Origin of the sequence: Pseudomonas sp. SJZ074 (genome assembly GCF_007828215.1) — a bacterium.
Lineage (GTDB): Bacteria > Pseudomonadota > Gammaproteobacteria > Pseudomonadales > Pseudomonadaceae > Aquipseudomonas.
Genome location: NZ_VIUE01000047.1, coordinates 1 through 17360, shown reverse-complemented (window position 1 = coordinate 17360; position 17360 = coordinate 1). Strand labels below are relative to the sequence as shown.

General features: G+C 60.0%; 20 protein-coding genes and 1 pseudogene. 19 read left to right on the top strand and 2 right to left on the bottom strand.

Annotated elements, in window-relative coordinates:
* The first annotated feature begins 1 nt into the window (after window position 1).
* The 15 genes and pseudogenes from FBX99_RS27820 (at window position 2) to FBX99_RS29710 (ending at window position 9720) form a co-directional block, all read left to right on the top strand.
* Entirely contained in the window at window positions 2-454 is a 453-nt protein-coding gene (locus FBX99_RS27820; protein ID WP_145133684.1) for a hypothetical protein, read from the top strand.
* A complete protein-coding gene (locus FBX99_RS27815) occupies window positions 441-1178 on the top strand; it encodes a FliH/SctL family protein (RefSeq protein ID WP_145133682.1) in 738 nt (245 codons plus the stop codon). Before FBX99_RS27820 ends, FBX99_RS27815 begins: the two co-directional genes overlap by 14 nt.
* Entirely contained in the window at window positions 1162-2508 is a 1347-nt protein-coding gene (locus FBX99_RS27810; protein ID WP_145133680.1) for a FliI/YscN family ATPase, read from the top strand. The genes FBX99_RS27815 and FBX99_RS27810 overlap by 17 nt, the downstream gene beginning before the upstream one ends.
* A complete protein-coding gene (locus tag FBX99_RS27805) occupies window positions 2498-2959 on the top strand; it encodes a hypothetical protein (RefSeq protein WP_145133678.1) in 462 nt (153 codons plus the stop codon). The genes FBX99_RS27810 and FBX99_RS27805 overlap by 11 nt, the downstream gene beginning before the upstream one ends.
* A complete protein-coding gene (locus FBX99_RS27800; protein WP_145133676.1) occupies window positions 2949-3722 on the top strand; it encodes a hypothetical protein in 774 nt (257 codons plus the stop codon). Before FBX99_RS27805 ends, FBX99_RS27800 begins: the two co-directional genes overlap by 11 nt.
* On the top strand, window positions 3712-4134 hold the full coding sequence (locus FBX99_RS27795) for a flagellar hook assembly protein FlgD (RefSeq protein ID WP_145133674.1): 423 nt from the start codon (window positions 3712-3714) through the stop codon (window positions 4132-4134). Before FBX99_RS27800 ends, FBX99_RS27795 begins: the two co-directional genes overlap by 11 nt.
* The gene (gene flgF / locus FBX99_RS27790) at window positions 4134-5312 is read left to right on the top strand and encodes a flagellar basal-body rod protein FlgF (protein WP_145133672.1); all 1179 of its coding nucleotides are present in this window, start codon (window positions 4134-4136) and stop codon (window positions 5310-5312) included. The genes FBX99_RS27795 and flgF overlap by 1 nt, the downstream gene beginning before the upstream one ends.
* 2 nt (window positions 5313-5314) lie before the next feature.
* Window positions 5315-6052 (top strand): FliM/FliN family flagellar motor C-terminal domain-containing protein, encoded by a 738-nt coding sequence (locus FBX99_RS27785; RefSeq protein WP_145133670.1) that lies wholly within the window; start codon window positions 5315-5317, stop codon window positions 6050-6052.
* A 15-nt stretch (window positions 6053-6067) separates the two neighbouring features.
* Window positions 6068-6373, top strand: coding sequence for a FliM/FliN family flagellar motor switch protein (locus FBX99_RS27780; protein ID WP_145133668.1), 306 nt, complete (start codon window positions 6068-6070; stop codon window positions 6371-6373).
* Window positions 6370-6714, top strand: a complete 345-nt coding sequence (locus tag FBX99_RS27775; protein WP_145133666.1) for a hypothetical protein — start codon at window positions 6370-6372, stop codon at window positions 6712-6714. Before FBX99_RS27780 ends, FBX99_RS27775 begins: the two co-directional genes overlap by 4 nt.
* On the top strand, window positions 6701-7447 hold the full coding sequence (fliP, locus tag FBX99_RS27770) for a flagellar type III secretion system pore protein FliP (RefSeq protein WP_145133664.1): 747 nt from the start codon (window positions 6701-6703) through the stop codon (window positions 7445-7447). The genes FBX99_RS27775 and fliP overlap by 14 nt, the downstream gene beginning before the upstream one ends.
* A gap of 20 nt (window positions 7448-7467) precedes the next feature.
* A complete protein-coding gene (locus FBX99_RS27765; RefSeq protein ID WP_145133662.1) occupies window positions 7468-8178 on the top strand; it encodes a sigma-70 family RNA polymerase sigma factor in 711 nt (236 codons plus the stop codon).
* A gap of 190 nt (window positions 8179-8368) precedes the next feature.
* Window positions 8369-8890, top strand: a complete 522-nt coding sequence (locus tag FBX99_RS29720) for a PAS domain-containing protein (protein ID WP_371921440.1) — start codon at window positions 8369-8371, stop codon at window positions 8888-8890.
* Window positions 8887-9084: pseudogene (locus FBX99_RS29715) on the top strand (PAS domain-containing protein); the annotation flags it as partial. The gene FBX99_RS29720 and the pseudogene FBX99_RS29715, both read left to right, overlap by 4 nt.
* 51 nt (window positions 9085-9135) lie before the next feature.
* On the top strand, window positions 9136-9720 hold the full coding sequence (locus tag FBX99_RS29710; protein ID WP_371923899.1) for a methyl-accepting chemotaxis protein: 585 nt from the start codon (window positions 9136-9138) through the stop codon (window positions 9718-9720).
* A gap of 81 nt (window positions 9721-9801) precedes the next feature.
* Here FBX99_RS29710 and FBX99_RS27755 read toward each other — a convergent pair whose 3' ends face one another.
* Window positions 9802-11568: a S8/S53 family peptidase gene (locus FBX99_RS27755; RefSeq protein WP_145133660.1), complete on the bottom strand. Its 1767-nt coding sequence runs from the start codon at window positions 11566-11568 to the stop codon at window positions 9802-9804.
* A 183-nt stretch (window positions 11569-11751) separates the two neighbouring features.
* Here FBX99_RS27755 and FBX99_RS27750 point away from each other — a divergent pair, with 183 nt between their 5' ends.
* The 3 genes from FBX99_RS27750 (at window position 11752) to FBX99_RS27740 (ending at window position 13037) form a co-directional block, all read left to right on the top strand.
* A complete protein-coding gene (locus FBX99_RS27750; protein WP_306085260.1) occupies window positions 11752-11997 on the top strand; it encodes a hypothetical protein in 246 nt (81 codons plus the stop codon).
* A gap of 145 nt (window positions 11998-12142) precedes the next feature.
* Complete coding sequence (locus FBX99_RS27745; protein WP_144931309.1) at window positions 12143-12442, top strand: chorismate mutase; 300 nt, start codon at window positions 12143-12145, stop codon at window positions 12440-12442.
* Between the two features lie 253 nt (window positions 12443-12695).
* Complete coding sequence (locus FBX99_RS27740) at window positions 12696-13037, top strand: hypothetical protein (RefSeq protein ID WP_144931307.1); 342 nt, start codon at window positions 12696-12698, stop codon at window positions 13035-13037.
* A 119-nt stretch (window positions 13038-13156) separates the two neighbouring features.
* On the opposite strand, the gene FBX99_RS27735 is transcribed toward FBX99_RS27740, so the two are convergent.
* Window positions 13157-14041, bottom strand: a complete 885-nt coding sequence (locus FBX99_RS27735; RefSeq protein WP_144931305.1) for a LysR substrate-binding domain-containing protein — start codon at window positions 14039-14041, stop codon at window positions 13157-13159.
* 143 nt (window positions 14042-14184) lie between these two features.
* On the opposite strand from FBX99_RS27735, the gene FBX99_RS27730 reads away from it, so the two are divergent.
* The gene (locus tag FBX99_RS27730; protein WP_144931303.1) at window positions 14185-17217 is read left to right on the top strand and encodes an FAD-binding and (Fe-S)-binding domain-containing protein; all 3033 of its coding nucleotides are present in this window, start codon (window positions 14185-14187) and stop codon (window positions 17215-17217) included.
* Window positions 17218-17360 lie beyond the last annotated feature (143 nt).

Genomic DNA, 17360 nt, shown 5'->3' with positions numbered 1-17360 from the left:
CATGGAATTTTCAGCGCTTCGTAAAGCCGCGATCCGCCTTGCTTGTGCTCATGCCGAAGACCGTGACTGGATTCTTGCACGGCTGGAGCCTGGCGAGCGTCGTCAGATTGAGACGCTACTGGAGGAGATCAACCTGCTGGGACTGACCAGTGATCCCTCCGTTGTCTCCGCCATGATGAGCGAATTAACGGTAGCAACGCCGGTTACTCAGGCGCAGCCCGATCACACTCGGCTTAAAACCCTGCTCTCGAAAGCGACGCACCCGTTTTGGGGAGCATTGGTACTGCAATTGGAAACCCCTGCGGTACGTCGTGAATTGTTAGGGGGATTGGCCAACAGCGCCGATATCCGTCGATGGGACGGCAAATTTGCCAAGCAGATCCTACCGCCGGCGCTGATGCGCAGTTTGAAGAGCCGGTTGGAAGCTCAGGAGGCGGGTGATGAGCGAGCATAAGCCGCCCGCGCCCTCGACGGTGCTGCGGCAGCCACCGCAGAAACCGGGGACGCGACGTCTGCCGGGTTTTGACGGCGATGTTCGCGCGAAGGTGTCGAAGCAAGGGCATCAGCCAGACGTCAAGGCGGCTCTACGGGAGGCTTTCGCGTTTGAGTTTGCAGAGCTCGAGCGTGAGTGCCGCGATAAAGCGATAGCCGAAGGATTGCTGGAAGGGGGCAAGCAAGCCCGTGCGCAACTGACCAAGGCCTTGGCCGAGCAGGAGCAGCAATGGCAGAAGAAGGAGGCGTCCTTGCGTGAGGCGCTTGAAACGCAACGCCTTCAACTTGCGCAATTGGTCGAAGCATTGGGTTTGCAACAGCAGCAATTGATAGCGGCCATGGAGCCCTTGGTCGGACGACTCGCGCTGACCGTAGTGACGCGCTTGCTGGGTCAGCATGACGACACGCACTCGCTGGTGGCTGACTTGGCGAGGCGAGCGATTGATGAGTACAAATTGACTGCCCCTTTGCGCATTCGCGTTGCCCGGGCCGATTATGAAACATTGCTTCGCCTGGCGCCGGACGATGCGTTGCTGCCATCGTTTCTGGTCGATCCGCAGGCTCGTATGGGAAGTTGCTTGATCGAGTTCGAGGGGGGGCAACTGGATGCGGGCGTGCACACCCAATTGACCAAGGTCGCGTCAGTGCTGGTCGAACAAGGAGAGGGTCGTGTGGCAGGGGCTTGAGAGTCGATTGCTGACGCAGCTGGCCCAGACCCGTCTTTGCCGGCGCGTCGGGCGTTTGAGCTCGATTCAGGGCATGGTGCTTCACGCCACCGGCCTGGACGCCCGGCTGGGTGAGTTGGTGGATATCCAGCCTGCTCAAGGCGGCGAGGCTGTCGTGGCCGAAGTTGTCGGCCTACGCAGCGACTACACCTTGTTGATGCCTTACGCGCCGGTGGATGGTTTGTGCCTGGCCAGCGAAGTTCATTCTCGCGGGGCACCTTACACGGTGCCCGTGGGGGACGGTCTGCTGGGGCGTGTGCTGGATGCGACCTGCAACCCCCTGGATGATCGGCCTGCTCCAGAAGGGGTGAAGCGAATGCCTCGTTTCGTGGCGCCGATCAATCCTCTGCACCGTTCGCCGATCACCACCACGCTGGTCACGGGCGTTAAAGCAGTCGATGTCTTCACACCCCTTGGACGAGGTCAGCGAATCGGCATCTTCGCGGGCAGCGGTGTGGGCAAAAGCACTCTGCTGGGAATGATGAGCAAGTATGCCGAAGCCGATGTGATCGTGATCGCCCTGATCGGTGAGCGCGGTCGCGAGGTGGGTGACTTCATTCGCGAAAGCCTCGGGCCCGAGGGACTCAAGAAAGCCGTGGTCATTGCCGCGGCCGCTGAGCAGCCGGCCGTCCTACGGCGCCAGGCGGCTTACACCGCAACGACCATTGCCGAGTGGTTTCGAGCCCAGGGCAAGCACGTGCTGCTGATCATGGACTCGATTACCCGTTTCGCCCTGGCCCAACGTGAAATCGGACTCTCTACGGGCGAGCCGATGGGCAGCCGGGGCTATACGCCTTCAGTCTTTGCCCTGTTGCCACCCTTGATGGAGCGTGCCGGTGCGTTGGACGGCCAAGGCTCCATCACAGGGGTGTATACCGTGCTGGTCGAGGGCGACGATATGAATGAGCCGGTGGCTGACCATATGCGTGCCATCCTCGACGGGCACATTGTCTTGAGTCGCAGCGTGGCCGCTCGCGGGCATTGGCCGGCCATTGAAGTGCTGCATAGCATCAGTCGATTGGCGGGCGCCCTGCACACCCATGAGCAGAAAAGCCAGGTCGAGCGTCTTCGTTCGGCGCTTGGCAGCTATCAGAGCAGCGCGGATCTGATTGAGCTGGGGGCCTATGAAAAGGGCTCTCAGCCCCTGCTGGACACGATGATTGAGTTGAAATCCGAGTTTGACGCGCTGTTACAGCAAACCCCTGAGGAGCATTTCCCGGCATCAGGTACCTGGAAAACCGTTCTCGAGTTGGTCCAGCGGCTGGGCAAGGGGGTGAACAGTGCAAGATGAACGGCGCAAGTCCCGGCAATTGGAGGCGGCGTCTCGTCTGCGTGCCATGCAACGGGAGAAGGCAGAGCTTGCTTATGATCGCAGTCACCGAGCGCTGGCACAGGCCGAGCGCCTCCTGAGCGAAGAACAACATTGCTACGACAGTATTCAGGCGGGTTTCGAGGGATTGGGACGTGTTGGCGCAATACTTGATCCTTCCCAGCATGAACAGCGATTGCTGGCGCAGGCCACGGCCTTCCAGCGGCTTGAAGCGGCACATCGTTCTGTTGTTGAAGCGCGGCATTTGTCGCACGGCGCCATGACCCAGTTACTCAAGTGCAAGGTTAACGAGGACCTGATCGAGAAGGCGCAAGGTCGTCTACAAGTGCTGTTCGATAAGGCCGCGCATGAGCATGAGGCCATCGACATTTTTGATGCGCAGCAAAGCCAGGGAGCGGGATATGGCCGTTAAGGTAGGGGTATCGCTTTGGGTTGCGGCGACTGATCAGCAGCGTGCTCCTGCCCGCGAAACACAGGCCAGGGACTTTGAACGCAAGATTGGACTTGGCGATCATCCGCCAACGTCGAACGAAAACGCAGGTCGTCAGCGAAGCGAGCACACTCCTTCGCAGTACCGACTTCCGCATACGGAATTTTCTCAGCTTGATCCAAGGCGGGTCGTGCGGTCGGATTCGGGCGATGCCTCCAAGTCCAAGGCCGCGGGGACAATTGAGTTGTACGCGCTGGGTACGTACGCAGGCCATCATCTCTCATATCTCCCTGATGGGTTCCTGACGGAGCAGGGCATCCACGGCGTTGTGCCGGTAGGCGTGGAGCAGAGTCATGCCGCACCGTTGAGTTCTGTACTGATGGCGTCGGCCGGTTCCTTCACGTCCAGTGAAGTCCTGATCAGAAATCCCTACGGCCAATCCGGCGAACCCGTCGGGCTCGAGCCTCAGGAGGCTGGGAGTTCCCCCAGCCGACCCTTGTTGAGCTACCTCACATTGAAATGGCCGGACCGGCAGTTCCATTTCCTGCCTCGGGACCAAGGTGTCGAGTTGTTTGTCCGGGACTATCAGTTGACGCCGCAAGAGCGCGATGAACTGATTGACGAGTTATCTCGTCGAGCCCCGTCGATGCCCGAGCGTCCACAGCAGATTTGGCTCAATGGCCAGGAAATCTGGCGCGCATCGCCACTTTCGAACGATTACACAGGTGAACACCATGGCCGTTGAAGCGATTGGGAATGAGCTGAGCACCACCACCTCGGAGCTGGCCCAGAGCCGTCTGGGGCAGGAAGATTTCATCAAGTTGTTTTTGACCGAACTGACCTTCCAGGACCCGCTGGAACCCATCAACAACCGTGAGTTCCTGGCGCAGATGGCGCAGTTTGCCAACCTCGAACAGACCCGGATCACCAACGAAAACACCAATAACCTGGTATCCATGAATGCCACGTCGCAGTCCCTGGGACTGCTTGGGCGTCAGGTTGAAGTCAGTATTACCAACGGAGGCTCGGTCATTGGTTCGGTGTCGGCGATTGCATTTTCGTCTACCGGCCCGGTGCTGTCCGTCAAGCAAGCCGATGGTTCAGTCCTGACGGATGTGCGCTTGTCTCAAATCAAACTGGTCAGGCAGGGGGCGTGATGCTACAAGCTTTCTTTAATGGAATGAGTGGCCTGTTTTCCTTCGCGAAGGGGCTGGATAACGTCTCCAACAACGTGTCCAACATGAACACGCCAGGTTATCGGGGCAGCGATACGTTCTATCGTGCCGTCAATGGGCAGGATGGTCAGAGTTTCGGCTCGGGCATTGCGGGTACGGAGGTGCGGATCAAACCGGGCGAAAATCGCCAGACCGGAAACAACACCAATGTGGCGATCAATGGCGCGGGTTACTTTGTCTTGCGCGATGAGCATGGTGCTCTGTCATATACCCGTGCCGGGCAATTCCAGATCGATAAGGACGGTTATCTGGTCGACACTATCAGCCAGCGTCGTGTCGCAAGTATCGACTCGGCCGGCAACCTGAGCGATGTCAATATTCAGGGACAGCGTACCCTGCCGCCGAAGGCTACCACCCGAATCGAGATGGTGGGGGCATTGGCCCGTAGCGGTGCGACGGATTCGACCCACCAGATCAGTTCGATCCAGGTGTTCGATGCGAGCGGTGGGACCCATACCCTGAGCGTCAAATTCGAGCCGCAAGCGGCGTCCGTCAATAGCTGGACAGTCACGGTATCGGATTCGAGCGGCGCGCAGTTGCAGACCGGCACCATCACGTTTGGCGCGGACGGCAGCCCCGTGGCCGGTTTCAACACGTTGTCCGTTCCCCTGACCAGCAATGGCGCGCTTCAAAACATCGTGCTGGATTTCGGTACGCCGGGAAGCTTCAACCTGGCCTCGCAGGTCGCCAGTGCCCCGAGCCACACATTGGGCGCACGGGTCGTCGACGGCAGCGCGATTGCAGGCCTGAGCACCTTCTCATTCGACGAGACGGGCATTCTCAAGTTTACCTACGCCAATGGTGAAAAACGTGACGGCAGTCAGTTGGCGCTGGCGGATTTTGCGGATGAAAGTGCATTGATCGCAGGGGCCAACTCGCTTTATCACGCTCCCTCTTCCATGAAGGCTCAATTTGGTCGGGCTGGGGAGAAACAGTTTGGCCGAATCCAGGGGGGCTATCTGGAGCTGTCGAACGTCGATCTGGCCCAGGAGTTCGGCGACATTTTGATTATTCAACGCGGATACCAAGCCAGTTCCAGGGTCATGACGGTCTCCAATGAAATGTTGGAACAGTTGTACAACGGAACGAGAGGGGGCTGATCATGAGGATGTTGGGATTTGTCGGTACGACTCGCCTGCGTACTGCCCGTGATCGCTTGCCTGCTGTCATTCGGCATTGGTACGAGCAGTGGTGCTTCAGTGATGAGCGTCACCCCTGTGAGGTGAACTGTTCGGCCTTGGACGATGCCCGTGAGTTGGCGTCGACGGAGGGCTGGCTGCGTGCCAGATCAGCCCATGGCTCGATCAGCCTGGCGGGTGATTGGCGATCGATAGTATTCGGTCCTGCTTTTCACGATGCACCTGAAGATGAAAGCGCCCGATATCTGCTGCACGAAGCCCAATTGGCGTTGGTCAACACTCTGCTTGAGGCCCTAGGGCAGAGCGGTGTTTCCCTCTTGGTAGCCGACCCCTCCAGGCCATTTTCAGATGCACTCAATGCTCGGGTATTGCTGCGACTTCAGGTCGGTCAGTTGACGCTGTCTCTACTGCTGGATGCGGCATTGCTCAATGCCGAGCTTGAACCTCCAGTGCCCCGCAAGCCGTTGCTCGAACGCAAACAGGCACTGGGTAATGCCCGGGTAAAACTGTCTGTACGTTTGCCCTTGGCGAGCCTCTCCATTGGTGAGATGAGAGACCTGCGTCCAGGGGATACCCTGCGGGCCGGCGCTTTGTTAGCTGACCCTGTCTCGTTACGTGTGGCCGACGGCCCCGTGGTGGCCAGCGGTTACTTGGCCAAACAGCGCGACCAACTGGCCGTGCAGTTGATTTCCAATGAGTGAACCAGGAGTTTGAATGTGACTGCGACGGTAGATGCAATTGAGCTGGAAGAGGCCAGGGTAGTGGCCAATGATGAAATGTCACCGCTGATCAAGCGTGATTTGAACCTGATCAAGCATGTGGTCGTGGAGTTGGTGGTCCAGATCGGTAACGCGTCAATGACGGTGGATGAGCTGTTCGCGCTCAAGGCCGGAGATGTCGTGAAACTGATGGAGCAGGTCCACGAACCGGCGTCCTTGTGCCTGGACGGCAAACCGGTGGCCCGAGGCAATCTGGTGGCAGTCGACGACAATTTCGGCATTCAGTTGACGGAAATATTGTGACGTCGGAAACCATAGCCCAACCCTTGGCATTGCCATTGCGCCAGGACGATCCGCTGTCACTGATGTTGATGATCAAGGTGATGCTGATCACGGTGCTGTTATTGGCGATCGCCTACGCCGCGATGCGTTGGTATGCCCGTCGCCATGTCGGGGTACCCGGAGCCTCCCCCGGTGCGGCTGAGCTGCAGTGTGTACGCGCATTGCGATTGTCGACCAAGACCAAGGTTTATCTGCTCAAGACAGAAACGTCGCAGGTTCTGGTCACTGAGTCTTCCAACGGAGCCACAGTGACCATTCTGTCTCAACACGCCTCATCTTCTGCGTTGGATGCTCGCCCTTGAAGCCTTCGATATGACTCACCGTTTGCTGTTTATATGGCTGAGCTGCTTTGCCTCGTTCGCAAGTGCGGCAGACGACTTCTCCGAATGGGGAAGCTTGCACATCAACCAGATCCAGTCCCCCGTCAGTATTGTTGTCTTGCTGACGGCGCTTTCGTTCTTGCCGTTCCTGGTCATTTCCCTGACGACATTCACGCGCAACATCGTCGTGTTGTCACTGACCAGGCAAGCGCTGGGGTTGCAACAGACACCGCCGAATATCGTACTGATCGTGCTGTCGATGTTCCTGACGCTCTTCACCATGGCTCCGACCCTGGAAAAAGCTTATGACGCCGGTATCAGGCCGTTCCTCGCAAACAAGGTCGGGCTTGATGGCGCGGCGTTGCAGGGATGGGTACCGATCCGTGACTTTATGATCAGGCAGACCCATGAAGAAGACCTGCGTCTGGTCTATGAGTTGGCCAAGGATCCGCTGCCGCAGGAGCCGGACGGACTGTCCCCGATAAAGTTGATACCGGCCTTCATGTTGAGTGAGTTGAAATTAGCCTTTCAGATCGGTTTCATGATCTTCCTGCCGTTCTTGATCATCGACCTGGTCGTTGCGTCAATCTTGATGTCATTGGGGATGATCATGGTGCCGCCCATCACCATTTCCCTGCCTTTGAAAATCATGCTGTTCCTGTTGATCGACGGCTGGGGACTGATCGCTCAGACGTTGATGCGCAATCTTGGGTAAGGCCGAAGGTGGAGCCTTCCATGGCGACAGATGAAACTCGCAAGGACGGCGATGATGAGCAGGCCTTGTGGCGCACCTGGGTGGACACTCAGGCAGAGGCGGCCAGGAGCCGGCTGTTCTTCTTCTACGGCCAATGGCTTCGAATGCTTGTCGGGCTTCTTTACGCTCGTTATCCGCATCCGCTGGCGGAGTGGGGGGATTACATGAACCTGGCTTCGATTGGCCTGTTGCAGGCAATCGACCGGTTCAACCCTGGATTGGGCACGCGTTTCCAGTCCTATGCCGAGCCCTACGTAAAGGGCAACGTCCTCAAGGGGCTGTCTTGTTACGTCAGTGATCAACGTCGCTACTACCGGGAGCGACTGGAAAGCATTTCCGGTTCGCAGGAGCAAAGAGCGGAGTCCGATCTCGAGCATGTGGCGAACGTCGCCATCGGCTTGGCGTTCGGGTTGTTTCTGGAGTCCGGTATCGTTGATCAGGAGCCCAATGACAATAACCCGCTGAGCCTGTACGAAGTGGAACGCGAAGGTGACACGCTAAACGAGTGCGTGAAGCTACTTTCGGCGAACGAGCGACAAGTCATCGAAGGGCATTACCACCAGCATCTGGGCTTTACCGAGATCAGTGAACTGATGGGCATTTCAAAGTCGCGGGTTTCGCAGTTGCATGCTCAGGCTTTGAGAAATATTCGGGCGAGCCATGAAAAATTGATGGCTGGGGAACGTTGGTAGCACGATGCGGACGGTTTTTCTGCCAATTTTCTGCATGAGAGAAGAAGTTCAAATAGCAAGCAAGGTACGCCTGTCTGCGCTTTCTTGACGTCAATGAATAATTCCGCTCTACGGTATTAAGTCCTCCGACTTATGAGTCGATAGCCCTAAGAGGTCCGACTGATCGTGCAGTTTCGTCGAGGGGTACGTCATGTTTAATAAAGCGCTAAAAAGTGAACTGATGGCCAGGACAGCCGAATTGGCCACATACAAGGGATTGGTCGGCGCCTTGGAACGGTCGATGGCCGTTGTCGAGTTCAGCCCCGATGGCAAGGTGCTTCGGGCGAATGAGAATTTTCTCAGCACGATGGGGTATCGTGCGGATCAGTTGGCCGGTCTGTCCCATCGTGACTTCTGTACTTCCGCACTGGCGGGCAGCGCCGAGTATCGCGAGTTCTGGAATCAGCTGCGTGCCGGTCAATTCGTTTCCGGCACCTTTCAACGCGTCGGCGGACAAGGCCAGCACATCTGGCTGGAAGCCAGCTATAACCCTGTAAAGGATGAAAACGGCCGCGTCGTGAAGGTGGTCAAGTACGCGCTGGACGTCACTGCCAAAGTCGCAAGCGAGGCCGAAACCCGTGGCAGGCTGGCGGCGCTTGACCGGGCCATGGCGGTGATTGAGTTTGACTTGGGCGGCAACGTGCTGACCGCAAACGATTCCTCCAGGTCATGAATTATTCGCTGGCCGAACTCAAGGGCAAGCACCACCGGATGTTTTGCGAACCGGAGCTGGTCAGCCGTTCCGAATACAGTGATTTCTGGCGCCGTCTCAATGCTGGTGAGTTTTTCAGTGGCCAGTTCAAGCGCCTCGGCAAGCACGGCAAGGTGGTCTGGCTGGAGGCGAGCTACAACCCGGTCTACGACGCTGAAGGCAAGTTGAGCAAGATCGTCAAGTTCGCCACCGACATCACCGAACGGGTGGAGAAGTTCGAGGAAGATTCCCGAGGGGCGTCCCGTGCCTATCACATCTCCGCCGAGACCGAGAGGGTCGCCGAGCAGGGTGCCCAGGTGATCCACCAGACGGCCAAGGAAATGCGCCAGATCGCCGACAATATTGGTGCCTCCGCGCGTCTGGTCGGGCAATTGGGGGCTCGCTCGGAAGAGATCACGGCAATCGTCAATACCATTCGCGGCATTGCCGAACAGACCAACCTGCTGGCCCTGAACGCCGCCATCGAGGCGGCGCGGGCCGGTGATCAGGGACGGGGGTTCGCGGTGGTGGCCGACGAGGTCAGGCAACTGGCCGGGCGTACCAGCCGTTCGACGTCGGAGATCGCGGAAATGATCGGCATGATCCTGTCCGAAACCCGTGAAGCGGTCGCCAGCATGAACGTGACCCATGAGGGCGCGTTGCGCGGGGTAACCCTGGCCGACCAGGCCGGATCGGTCATCGTGCAGATCAGGACCGGCACCACGGATGCACTCGAAGCGGTGAGCATGTTTGCGTCCAAGCTCGATGAGTCCGATGTCATTCCCAAGACTGCGGTCGGCTGGGTGGGTTGAGGCGGGCTGTGGTGCGTGTTCGATGAATGCCTGCACTTGCACGCTGATCGACCCTGACATGGAGCATGACGTCAGTGTCGCTCAGCGTACCCGCTCACGACTTTCCACCGCCAGGTCCAATGCCTTCTGCATATCCAACCGCGCCGAGCGCCCTACGTCCTTGTCATTGAGTTGGTAGCGGCGCTCCGACGGCAGGATGGGCGCGGTGAGGTCTTGCGCGTCCATCCGTTCGAAGTCGTGGTTGTCGCCGATGGTCAGGGCGCTGCGGCGCAATAGCGTGCGCAATTGTTCAGGCTGAAGTTGCGGGTTGATGGACAGCATTGCCGCCAGCAGGCCCGCGACCATGGGCGTGGCGTAGGAGGTGCCGCAATGCACCGCACCGTCCTGGCCTGCACCGGGCGTCGAGGCGTGAGTGCAAGCGGCGGCGGTGATGTCGACGCGCATGTCGACGTTCGAGGAGCTGCGCTTGACCGCATAGGCAGGATCGTCGACGGCGACCCCGGCACGCTCGCTGCGCTGGTGACCACCGACCACCAGCAACTGCTCGGTGATGAAGGAAGAGGGCAGTCGGTACTCATCGCTACCCGAGAAGGACGAGCCGTTGCCGGCGGAGTTCACCACGATCACGTCGGGGTGCTCCTTGCGCAGCCAGAGGAAGAACTCCTCCAGCAGTTCCTCGTAGCCGCTCATGGCGACGCCTGAGCGCAGCAAGGAGTCCACATCGTCCCCCTTGATGTCCTTGGCCCCCACCCGATGGATGCCCCAGCTCCAGTTGAGCACGCGTACACCATCTTCCACGAGGTTGACCGAGGCGGCGATATTGGCGGTGATCCCGGCATCGGAATTACGTTCGACGATGACCTCGAAGCCACCACTGGCCTTATCCAGGCCGCTAAGAAAACCGGTGTTGCCGCCGTCATTCCAGCGCGCAGCGAGGAGGCCCGCGACGGTGGTGCCATGGCCGTCCGGGGCATCGGCATCGCGGGCATAGACACAGGTGCGCGGTACCGAGCAGGCACCGAGGTAGTCGGCAAAATCCGCCGTGTCGAAATCCACATCGCGCTCGATCAGGCCGATGCGCACGGGTTGCGGCTGGATGGGCGCCTGCTTTCCGGGAATGCGCCGCTGGTAGTAGTGCACCGCGTCGAGAAAGCGGTTCGCCGCCCATTCGTCGGAGTCCTGTGCCGGCTTCTTCGGTTCTTCAGGGCGGGCCGTGGATTGCTCGGTTTCTTCCGCCGCGGACTCTTCGATCACCACCGCATCCACACTGGTTTCACTGCCCAGGCGCAGCACCAGTGCGTCACGCTGCATCAGGTCCGTGGCCGGCAGACGAAGTTGATAAAGGTTCAACGGGGCAATGCTGCCGACCACCGTCGCCCCGTACTTGCTGGCAAGGCGCTCGGCTTCCTGGCGGCCGGCATGGTCTTCCTCGATCAGCAGGCTGACCAGATTGACGTAAGTGGTCAGTCCGTCCATGTTCTTCGCCACTTCGTCCGGTCCGGCGGCCAATACGTGGCTGTTGCGCAAGGTCAGCCAGGCGGCGTTGCTGGTACGAGGGCCATCCTCCAGCCAGAGAGGGCCGCTTTGGTAATGGGTGCTATCCAGCTGCAAGCGCAGGTTCTGCCCCTCGCGCCGGACCGCGTCCGGGGGGATCGCTCGGTTGCCCAGTTTCAATTGCGGCACGCCGTCGTCCAACCCGCGCACCGTCAGGCACCAGTCCTGGCGCTGGTTTTCCAACAGCGCACCGCAACGTTTCAGGTTTTCCAGGCGTAGCGGTTCCTGGGCATCGGCGGCTGTGCCAGTCGCCAGGGTGAATAGCGCAGCGAGGACGGCTGATCGTAAGGGCATGGGACGATTTCTTTGCCAAGGGCCTGATTGCTCCGACTCTCTTGGCCATCGATACGTTCCAGGCAAGGCCTGCCTGGTCGGACCGAAACTCCTCCGCTTGTTCAGATGTCCATTGATCACCCTAAGGACCTGATATCCGGCTCGCGTGTCCTGGGGCGCATTTATCGAGAGCTTAGGTTGGAGATGATGGACGCCGATAGCAAAGCCAAAGTCGCGCAGATATTCGACCAGCTCCTGGCTCTGCGCGAAAGCGTGAGTGAGCTTCAGGAAAAAGAACTGCGCAGGGTAATAGCGCTTCGCGGACATCAGACCGTAGACGTCGACGAAGCGGTCCATCAATCTTTTGTGGACCTTCAGAATCACATTGCCGGAATGGAAGAAGTACTGGCAACGATTGCCGAGGCCACCGGTATTATCCCAAAGCTCTGAGGTTCCCCGGAACACCCCTGTGGGAGCGAGCCTGCTCCGGGCGGCGATCCGACGATGGCGGCGGCTCCGCTTGCATCTATCTCGAATATGCCGCCATATCGCAAACACCCACGCACATTGCCGTTACTTGAAAGGAGATACTCAAATGGAATTACGCTGTACATCAATCGAAGAAGTCCGCCAGCAGATCGACCAGATCGACCGCCAGGTCGTTGCACTCCTGGCCCGGCGCGGCAACTTCGTCACGCAGGCGGCAGCCTTCAAGAAAACCACCGACGATGTGCGCGCGCCGGCGCGGGTCGAGCAGGTCATCACCAAAGTGCGTGGGATTGCGAATGAAACCGGCGCCTCGCCTGATGTCGTGGAGCGGGTCTACCGGGCCATGATCGCTGCGTTCATTGACGAAGAATTGAAAACCCACTCGGCCCTCACAGCCCAGTCCTGACGCCATCGGCCTTCATCACGAACAGGTTCAGCGAGGCTGGCCCCCCCGGCTTCGCGCCGCCAAGGCACGCGTGCCTCACCCCTGCGGCACGCAACTATCGTTAGAAGTAATAGTGACCATCACTAAACGCATGTTCTGCTTTGTCGCCAGTCATTGGACAATTGCGCCCATCGAACAGGTGGCTCCAGACATGACGCAACAGCGTTCCGTCGTCACACGAGCCTGACCCATTTTTATTTTCGGGATGAAACTGATGCGCTTTTTATTCGTGCCGGTCATGGCGTTTGTTTCTTTGCTGCTCACAGGTTGTGCCTCTGCGCCAAACGATCCGACGCTGACCCTGCAGACCCAAAAGACCCCGGCCGAGTATGCCGAGTGCGTCATACCGAAATTGCAGGACAGTCAGTTGAACCCGATGGTCTCACAGACCCAGCGCAGCTACCGGATCGTCGTGCCGAGCAAAGTCTCTGCGGACAACGTGCTGGAAGCCTACAAAGCCGGGAATGGCGGCAAGGTGTTCATCTACGAGCGGCACCTGCTGGCCTCGAACCTGCTGCCTTCGAGTTTCGAGCGCGCCGCAGAAGACTGCATCTGATTCAACGGATAGACGCTTTTCACAGAGCTCCTTTGGTTGGCCGCAACCAACCAATTCCTTGCCCCGCCGACCCATTTGGTTTGCGGGGCTTTTTTATGTCTGCGATCAGTGCGGGGCTGTCAGATCTGCTCCAGCAACCAGCCACGAAACGCCCGCAAAGACGGCAGCATTTCGTTGCGCGGCGGGTAGGTGAGGTAGTAACTGCGCCGGCTGGCGAATGGCAGGTCGAGGCCGATCAGCTCGCCATTGGCCAACTCGTCGGCCACCAGGATGCGGGGCACCAGGCCGATGCCGATGTCCGCGCGCACCGCCTGGATCAAGTGCGAAGTGAGTTCGAAGCTGGGGCCCAGGCGCATCCTGGCGTGGGGCAGGGTGTGGTGACTGAACCAGTCACCCCAGACGTTGGGGTTGTTCGCCACGTTGAGCAGCATCTGTTCGCTGATCCGTTCCGGCGTCCACGTCTCATGGGCCTTGGCCGCCTGGGCCGAGATGATCACGATCAGTTCTTCGGCGTGCAGGCGATGGCTGATCAGGCCTGGCAGGTCGGCCGTGCCGACGACGATGGCGGCGTCGATGCCGCTGGTGTCGAAGTCGATGGCGTCGATCCGCGAACTGATGTGCACCAGGATGCCGGGGTGGGTTTTGTAGAACTCATGCAGGCGCGGCAGCAGCCACTTCGAGCCGAAGGTCGGCAACGTCGCCAGGCGCAGGGTGCCGCTGCCGGACTGATAAGCCATGGCCTGCAGCGTCGCGCTGCGGATGCGTCCGAGCGCCTCGCTCATCTCCCGTTGGTAGAGGCGACCGACATCAGTCAGCCGGACCTGTCGGCCTTCGCGACGAAACAGCGTCAGCCCCAGTTGCTCTTCCAACGCCTGGACTTGTCGGCTGACGGCACTTTGCGTCAGCGAGAGTTCGACCGCGGCCCGGGTGTAGCTTTCATGCCGAGCGGCGGCTTCAAATGCCAGCAGCAGTGACATGGATGGCGTAAGGTGGCGGTAATTCATTCGAAAAAGTCATCGATAGCGGCAGGATTATCGTGTTGTCTGCGCCGGGAACCTGGAGGAACATTGACGCAGGTCGTTCCGAGCCTGACCTATTCATGCGCTGGCGACAAGTATTTACGTGATTAGCCCCCAAGAGGCCGTTAATGATTGCCCAACTGCCCGTGGTTGCCCCCGCGGCCCACTACCCGGAATTCATCGAGGCCCTGCGCGCCAGCGGCTTTCGTGGTCATCTGAGCGCTGACTACGGCACCCGTACCGTGTTGGCGACCGACAACTCGATTTACCAGCGCCTGCCGCAAGCGGCGGTGTTTCCCCAGGACGCTGACGACGTTGCGCGCATCGCCACGCTGATGGCTGAACCGCGGTTTCGCCAGATCAAGCTGACGCCACGGGGCGGGGGCACCGGCACCAACGGCCAGTCATTGACCGACGGCATCGTGGTCGATCTGTCGCGACACATGAACACCATCCTCGAAATCAACGTGGCCGAGCGTTGGGTCCGAGTGCAGGCCGGCGTGGTCAAGGACCAACTCAACGCCGCGCTCAAGCCCCACGGGTTGTTCTTCGCGCCGGAGCTGTCGACCTCCAACCGCGCCACCGTGGGCGGCATGATCAACACCGATGCCAGCGGCCAGGGCAGTTGCACCTATGGCAAGACCCGCGACCACGTGCTGGAGCTGCACAGCGTGCTGCTCGGCGGCCAGCGCCTGCACACCCAGCCATTGTCCGACGCCGAGCTGGAAACCGCGTGCGCCGAACCGGGTCGCATCGGCGAGGTATACCGCACCGCCCGGCAGATCCAGGAAACCCAGGCCGAGCTGATCGAGTCGGTGTTCCCCAAACTCAACCGCTGCCTGACCGGCTACGACCTGGCGCACCTGCGCGATGATCATGGCCGCTTCAACCTCAACAGCGTGCTCTGTGGCGCCGAAGGGTCGCTGGGGTTCGTGGTCGAGGCCAAGCTCAACGTGCTACCGATTCCCAAGTATTCGGTGCTGGTGAACGTGCGCTACGGCAGCTTCATGGACGCCTTGCGCGACGCCAACGCATTGCTGGCCCACAAGCCGCTGTCCATCGAAACGGTGGACTCCAGGGTGTTGCTGCTGGCGATGAAGGACATTGTCTGGCACAGCGTCGCCGAGTATTTCCCGGCCGACGCCGAGCGCCCGACTTTGGGCATCAACCTGGTGGAGTTCAGCGGTGATGACGTTGCGCAAGTGAACGCCGAGGTGGCGGCCTTCGTGGTGCATCTGCAACACGACACGACCATCGAGCGCCTGGGTCATACGCTGGCGGAAGGCGCCGAGGCGGTGAACCGTGTCTATGCCATGCGCAAGCGCTCGGTCGGGCTGTTGGGCAACGTAGAAGGTGAAATCCGGCCGCAGCCGTTCGTGGAAGACACCGCCGTACCGCCGGAACGGTTGGCCGACTACATTGCCGAGTTTCGCGCATTGCTCGACGGCCACGGCTTGAGCTACGGCATGTTCGGTCACGTCGACGCCGGCGTGTTGCACGTGCGGCCGGCACTGGACATGAAAGACCCGGCCCAGGCCGCGCTGGTCAAGCCGATTTCCGATGCCGTGGCCGAACTCACCCAGCGTTATGGTGGCTTGCTCTGGGGTGAGCACGGCAAGGGGCTGCGCTCGGAATACGTGCCGGCGTTTTTTGGCGATTTGTACCCGGCGCTGCAATCGCTCAAGGGCGCGTTCGATCCGCACAATCAGCTCAACCCCGGCAAGATCTGCACGCCGCCGGATGCCGTCGAAGGCCTGCTCAAGGTCAACGAGGTCACGCTACGTGGTGACCTGGATCGGCAGATCGACGAGCGCGTCTGGCAGAGCTACGGCACTGCCGTGCACTGCAACGGCAATGGTGCCTGCTACAACTTCGACCCCGACGACGCCATGTGCCCGTCGTGGAAAGCCACCCGTGAACGCCAGCATTCTCCCAAGGGGCGGGCATCGCTGATGCGTGAATGGTTGCGCCTGCAAGGCGCGGCCAATGTCGATGTGCTGGAAGCGGCGCGGGGCGGTGCGTCGTGGTTGAAAGGCTTGCCGGCTCGGCTGCGTAACAATCGTGCGCGCTCCCAGGGCCAGGAGGATTTCTCCCATGAAGTCTACGACGCCATGGCCGGCTGCCTGGCCTGCAAATCCTGCGCGGGGCAATGCCCGATCAAGGTCAACGTGCCGGAATTCCGCTCGCGTTTCCTGCAGCTCTACCACGGCCGCTATCAACGGCCGCTGCGCGACTACCTGATCGGTTCGCTGGAGTTCACCATTCCCTACATGGCTTACGTGCCGGGCCTCTACAACGCGGTCATGGGCTCGACCTGGCTGAGCCGGCTGTTGGCGAACCAAGTGGGCATGGTCGACAGCCCGTTGATCAGTCGCTTCAACTTCCAGGCCACCCTGAGCCGCTGCAAGGTCGCGGTCGCCAGCGTACCGGCCCTGCGTGAACTCACGCCGGCGCAACGGGAGCGCAGCGTGGTACTGGTGCAGGACGCCTTCACCCGTTACTTCGAAACGCCGTTGCTGGCCTCTTTTATCGAGCTGGCGCATCAACTGGGTTACCGGGTGTTCCTGGCGCCGTACAGCGCCAACGGCAAGCCCTTGCATGTGCAGGGTTTCCTCGGTGCCTTCAACAAAGCGGCGATCCGCAACGCCGCCCAGCTCCAGGCACTCGCTGGCTGCTCGGTGCCCCTGGTCGGTCTGGATCCGGCCATGACCCTGGTCTACCGCCAGGAATATCAGAAAGTGCCAGGGCTCAAGGCTTGCCCGAAAGTCCTGTTGCCTCAGGAGTGGTTGGTCGATGCGGTACCGCAAACGCCGAATCCCGTTGCCCGGACGTACCGCCTGCTGGCGCACTGCACCGAAAAGACCAACGTGCCCGCCAGTACTGCCCAGTGGCAAAGCGTGTTCACCAAGTTGGGGCTCAAGCTGGTGACCGAGGCGACGGGCTGCTGCGGCATGTCCGGCACTTATGGCCATGAACTGCGCAACCAGGATACCTCGCGAACCATTTTCGAACAGTCCTGGGCCGGCAAGCTGGACAAGGAAGGGGAGGCATTGGCGACGGGGTATTCGTGCCGCAGCCAGGTGAAGCGGCTGGCGGACAAGCAGCTGCGGCATCCATTGGAGGTGGTGTTGGAGCAGGTATTGGTTGAGCGGCGGGGTTAAGCAGCAGGGACTGGCGGGTGCCCCAATAACCCTGCCTACCCGCAATCCCCTGTGGGAGCGAGCCTGTTCTGGTCAAGTTTTTCCGGACACCGATTACGGTGATCAAGCTGCCTGCTGCTCCATGGCTATTGGCGGCAGGTAGT

Bases quoted from the DNA above. Each gene is read 5' to 3' on its own strand.
- FBX99_RS27820 (WP_145133684.1), top strand. From the start codon at position 2: ATGGAATTTTCAGCGCTTCGTAAAGCCGCGATCCGCCTTGCTTGTGCT.
- FBX99_RS27815 (WP_145133682.1), top strand. From the start codon at position 441: ATGAGCGAGCATAAGCCGCCCGCGCCCTCGACGGTGCTGCGGCAGCCA.
- FBX99_RS27800 (WP_145133676.1), top strand. From the start codon at position 2,949: ATGGCCGTTAAGGTAGGGGTATCGCTTTGGGTTGCGGCGACTGATCAG.
- FBX99_RS27795 (WP_145133674.1), top strand. From the start codon at position 3,712: ATGGCCGTTGAAGCGATTGGGAATGAGCTGAGCACCACCACCTCGGAG.
- flgF (WP_145133672.1), top strand. From the start codon at position 4,134: ATGCTACAAGCTTTCTTTAATGGAATGAGTGGCCTGTTTTCCTTCGCG.
- FBX99_RS27785 (WP_145133670.1), top strand. From the start codon at position 5,315: ATGAGGATGTTGGGATTTGTCGGTACGACTCGCCTGCGTACTGCCCGT.
- fliP (WP_145133664.1), top strand. From the start codon at position 6,701: ATGCTCGCCCTTGAAGCCTTCGATATGACTCACCGTTTGCTGTTTATA.
- FBX99_RS27765 (WP_145133662.1), top strand. From the start codon at position 7,468: ATGGCGACAGATGAAACTCGCAAGGACGGCGATGATGAGCAGGCCTTG.
- FBX99_RS29720 (WP_371921440.1), top strand. From the start codon at position 8,369: ATGTTTAATAAAGCGCTAAAAAGTGAACTGATGGCCAGGACAGCCGAA.
- FBX99_RS27755 (WP_145133660.1), bottom strand. From the start codon at position 11,568: ATGCCCTTACGATCAGCCGTCCTCGCTGCGCTATTCACCCTGGCGACT.
- FBX99_RS27750 (WP_306085260.1), top strand. From the start codon at position 11,752: ATGATGGACGCCGATAGCAAAGCCAAAGTCGCGCAGATATTCGACCAG.
- FBX99_RS27745 (WP_144931309.1), top strand. From the start codon at position 12,143: ATGGAATTACGCTGTACATCAATCGAAGAAGTCCGCCAGCAGATCGAC.
- FBX99_RS27740 (WP_144931307.1), top strand. From the start codon at position 12,696: ATGCGCTTTTTATTCGTGCCGGTCATGGCGTTTGTTTCTTTGCTGCTC.
- FBX99_RS27735 (WP_144931305.1), bottom strand. From the start codon at position 14,041: ATGAATTACCGCCACCTTACGCCATCCATGTCACTGCTGCTGGCATTT.
- FBX99_RS27730 (WP_144931303.1), top strand. From the start codon at position 14,185: ATGATTGCCCAACTGCCCGTGGTTGCCCCCGCGGCCCACTACCCGGAA.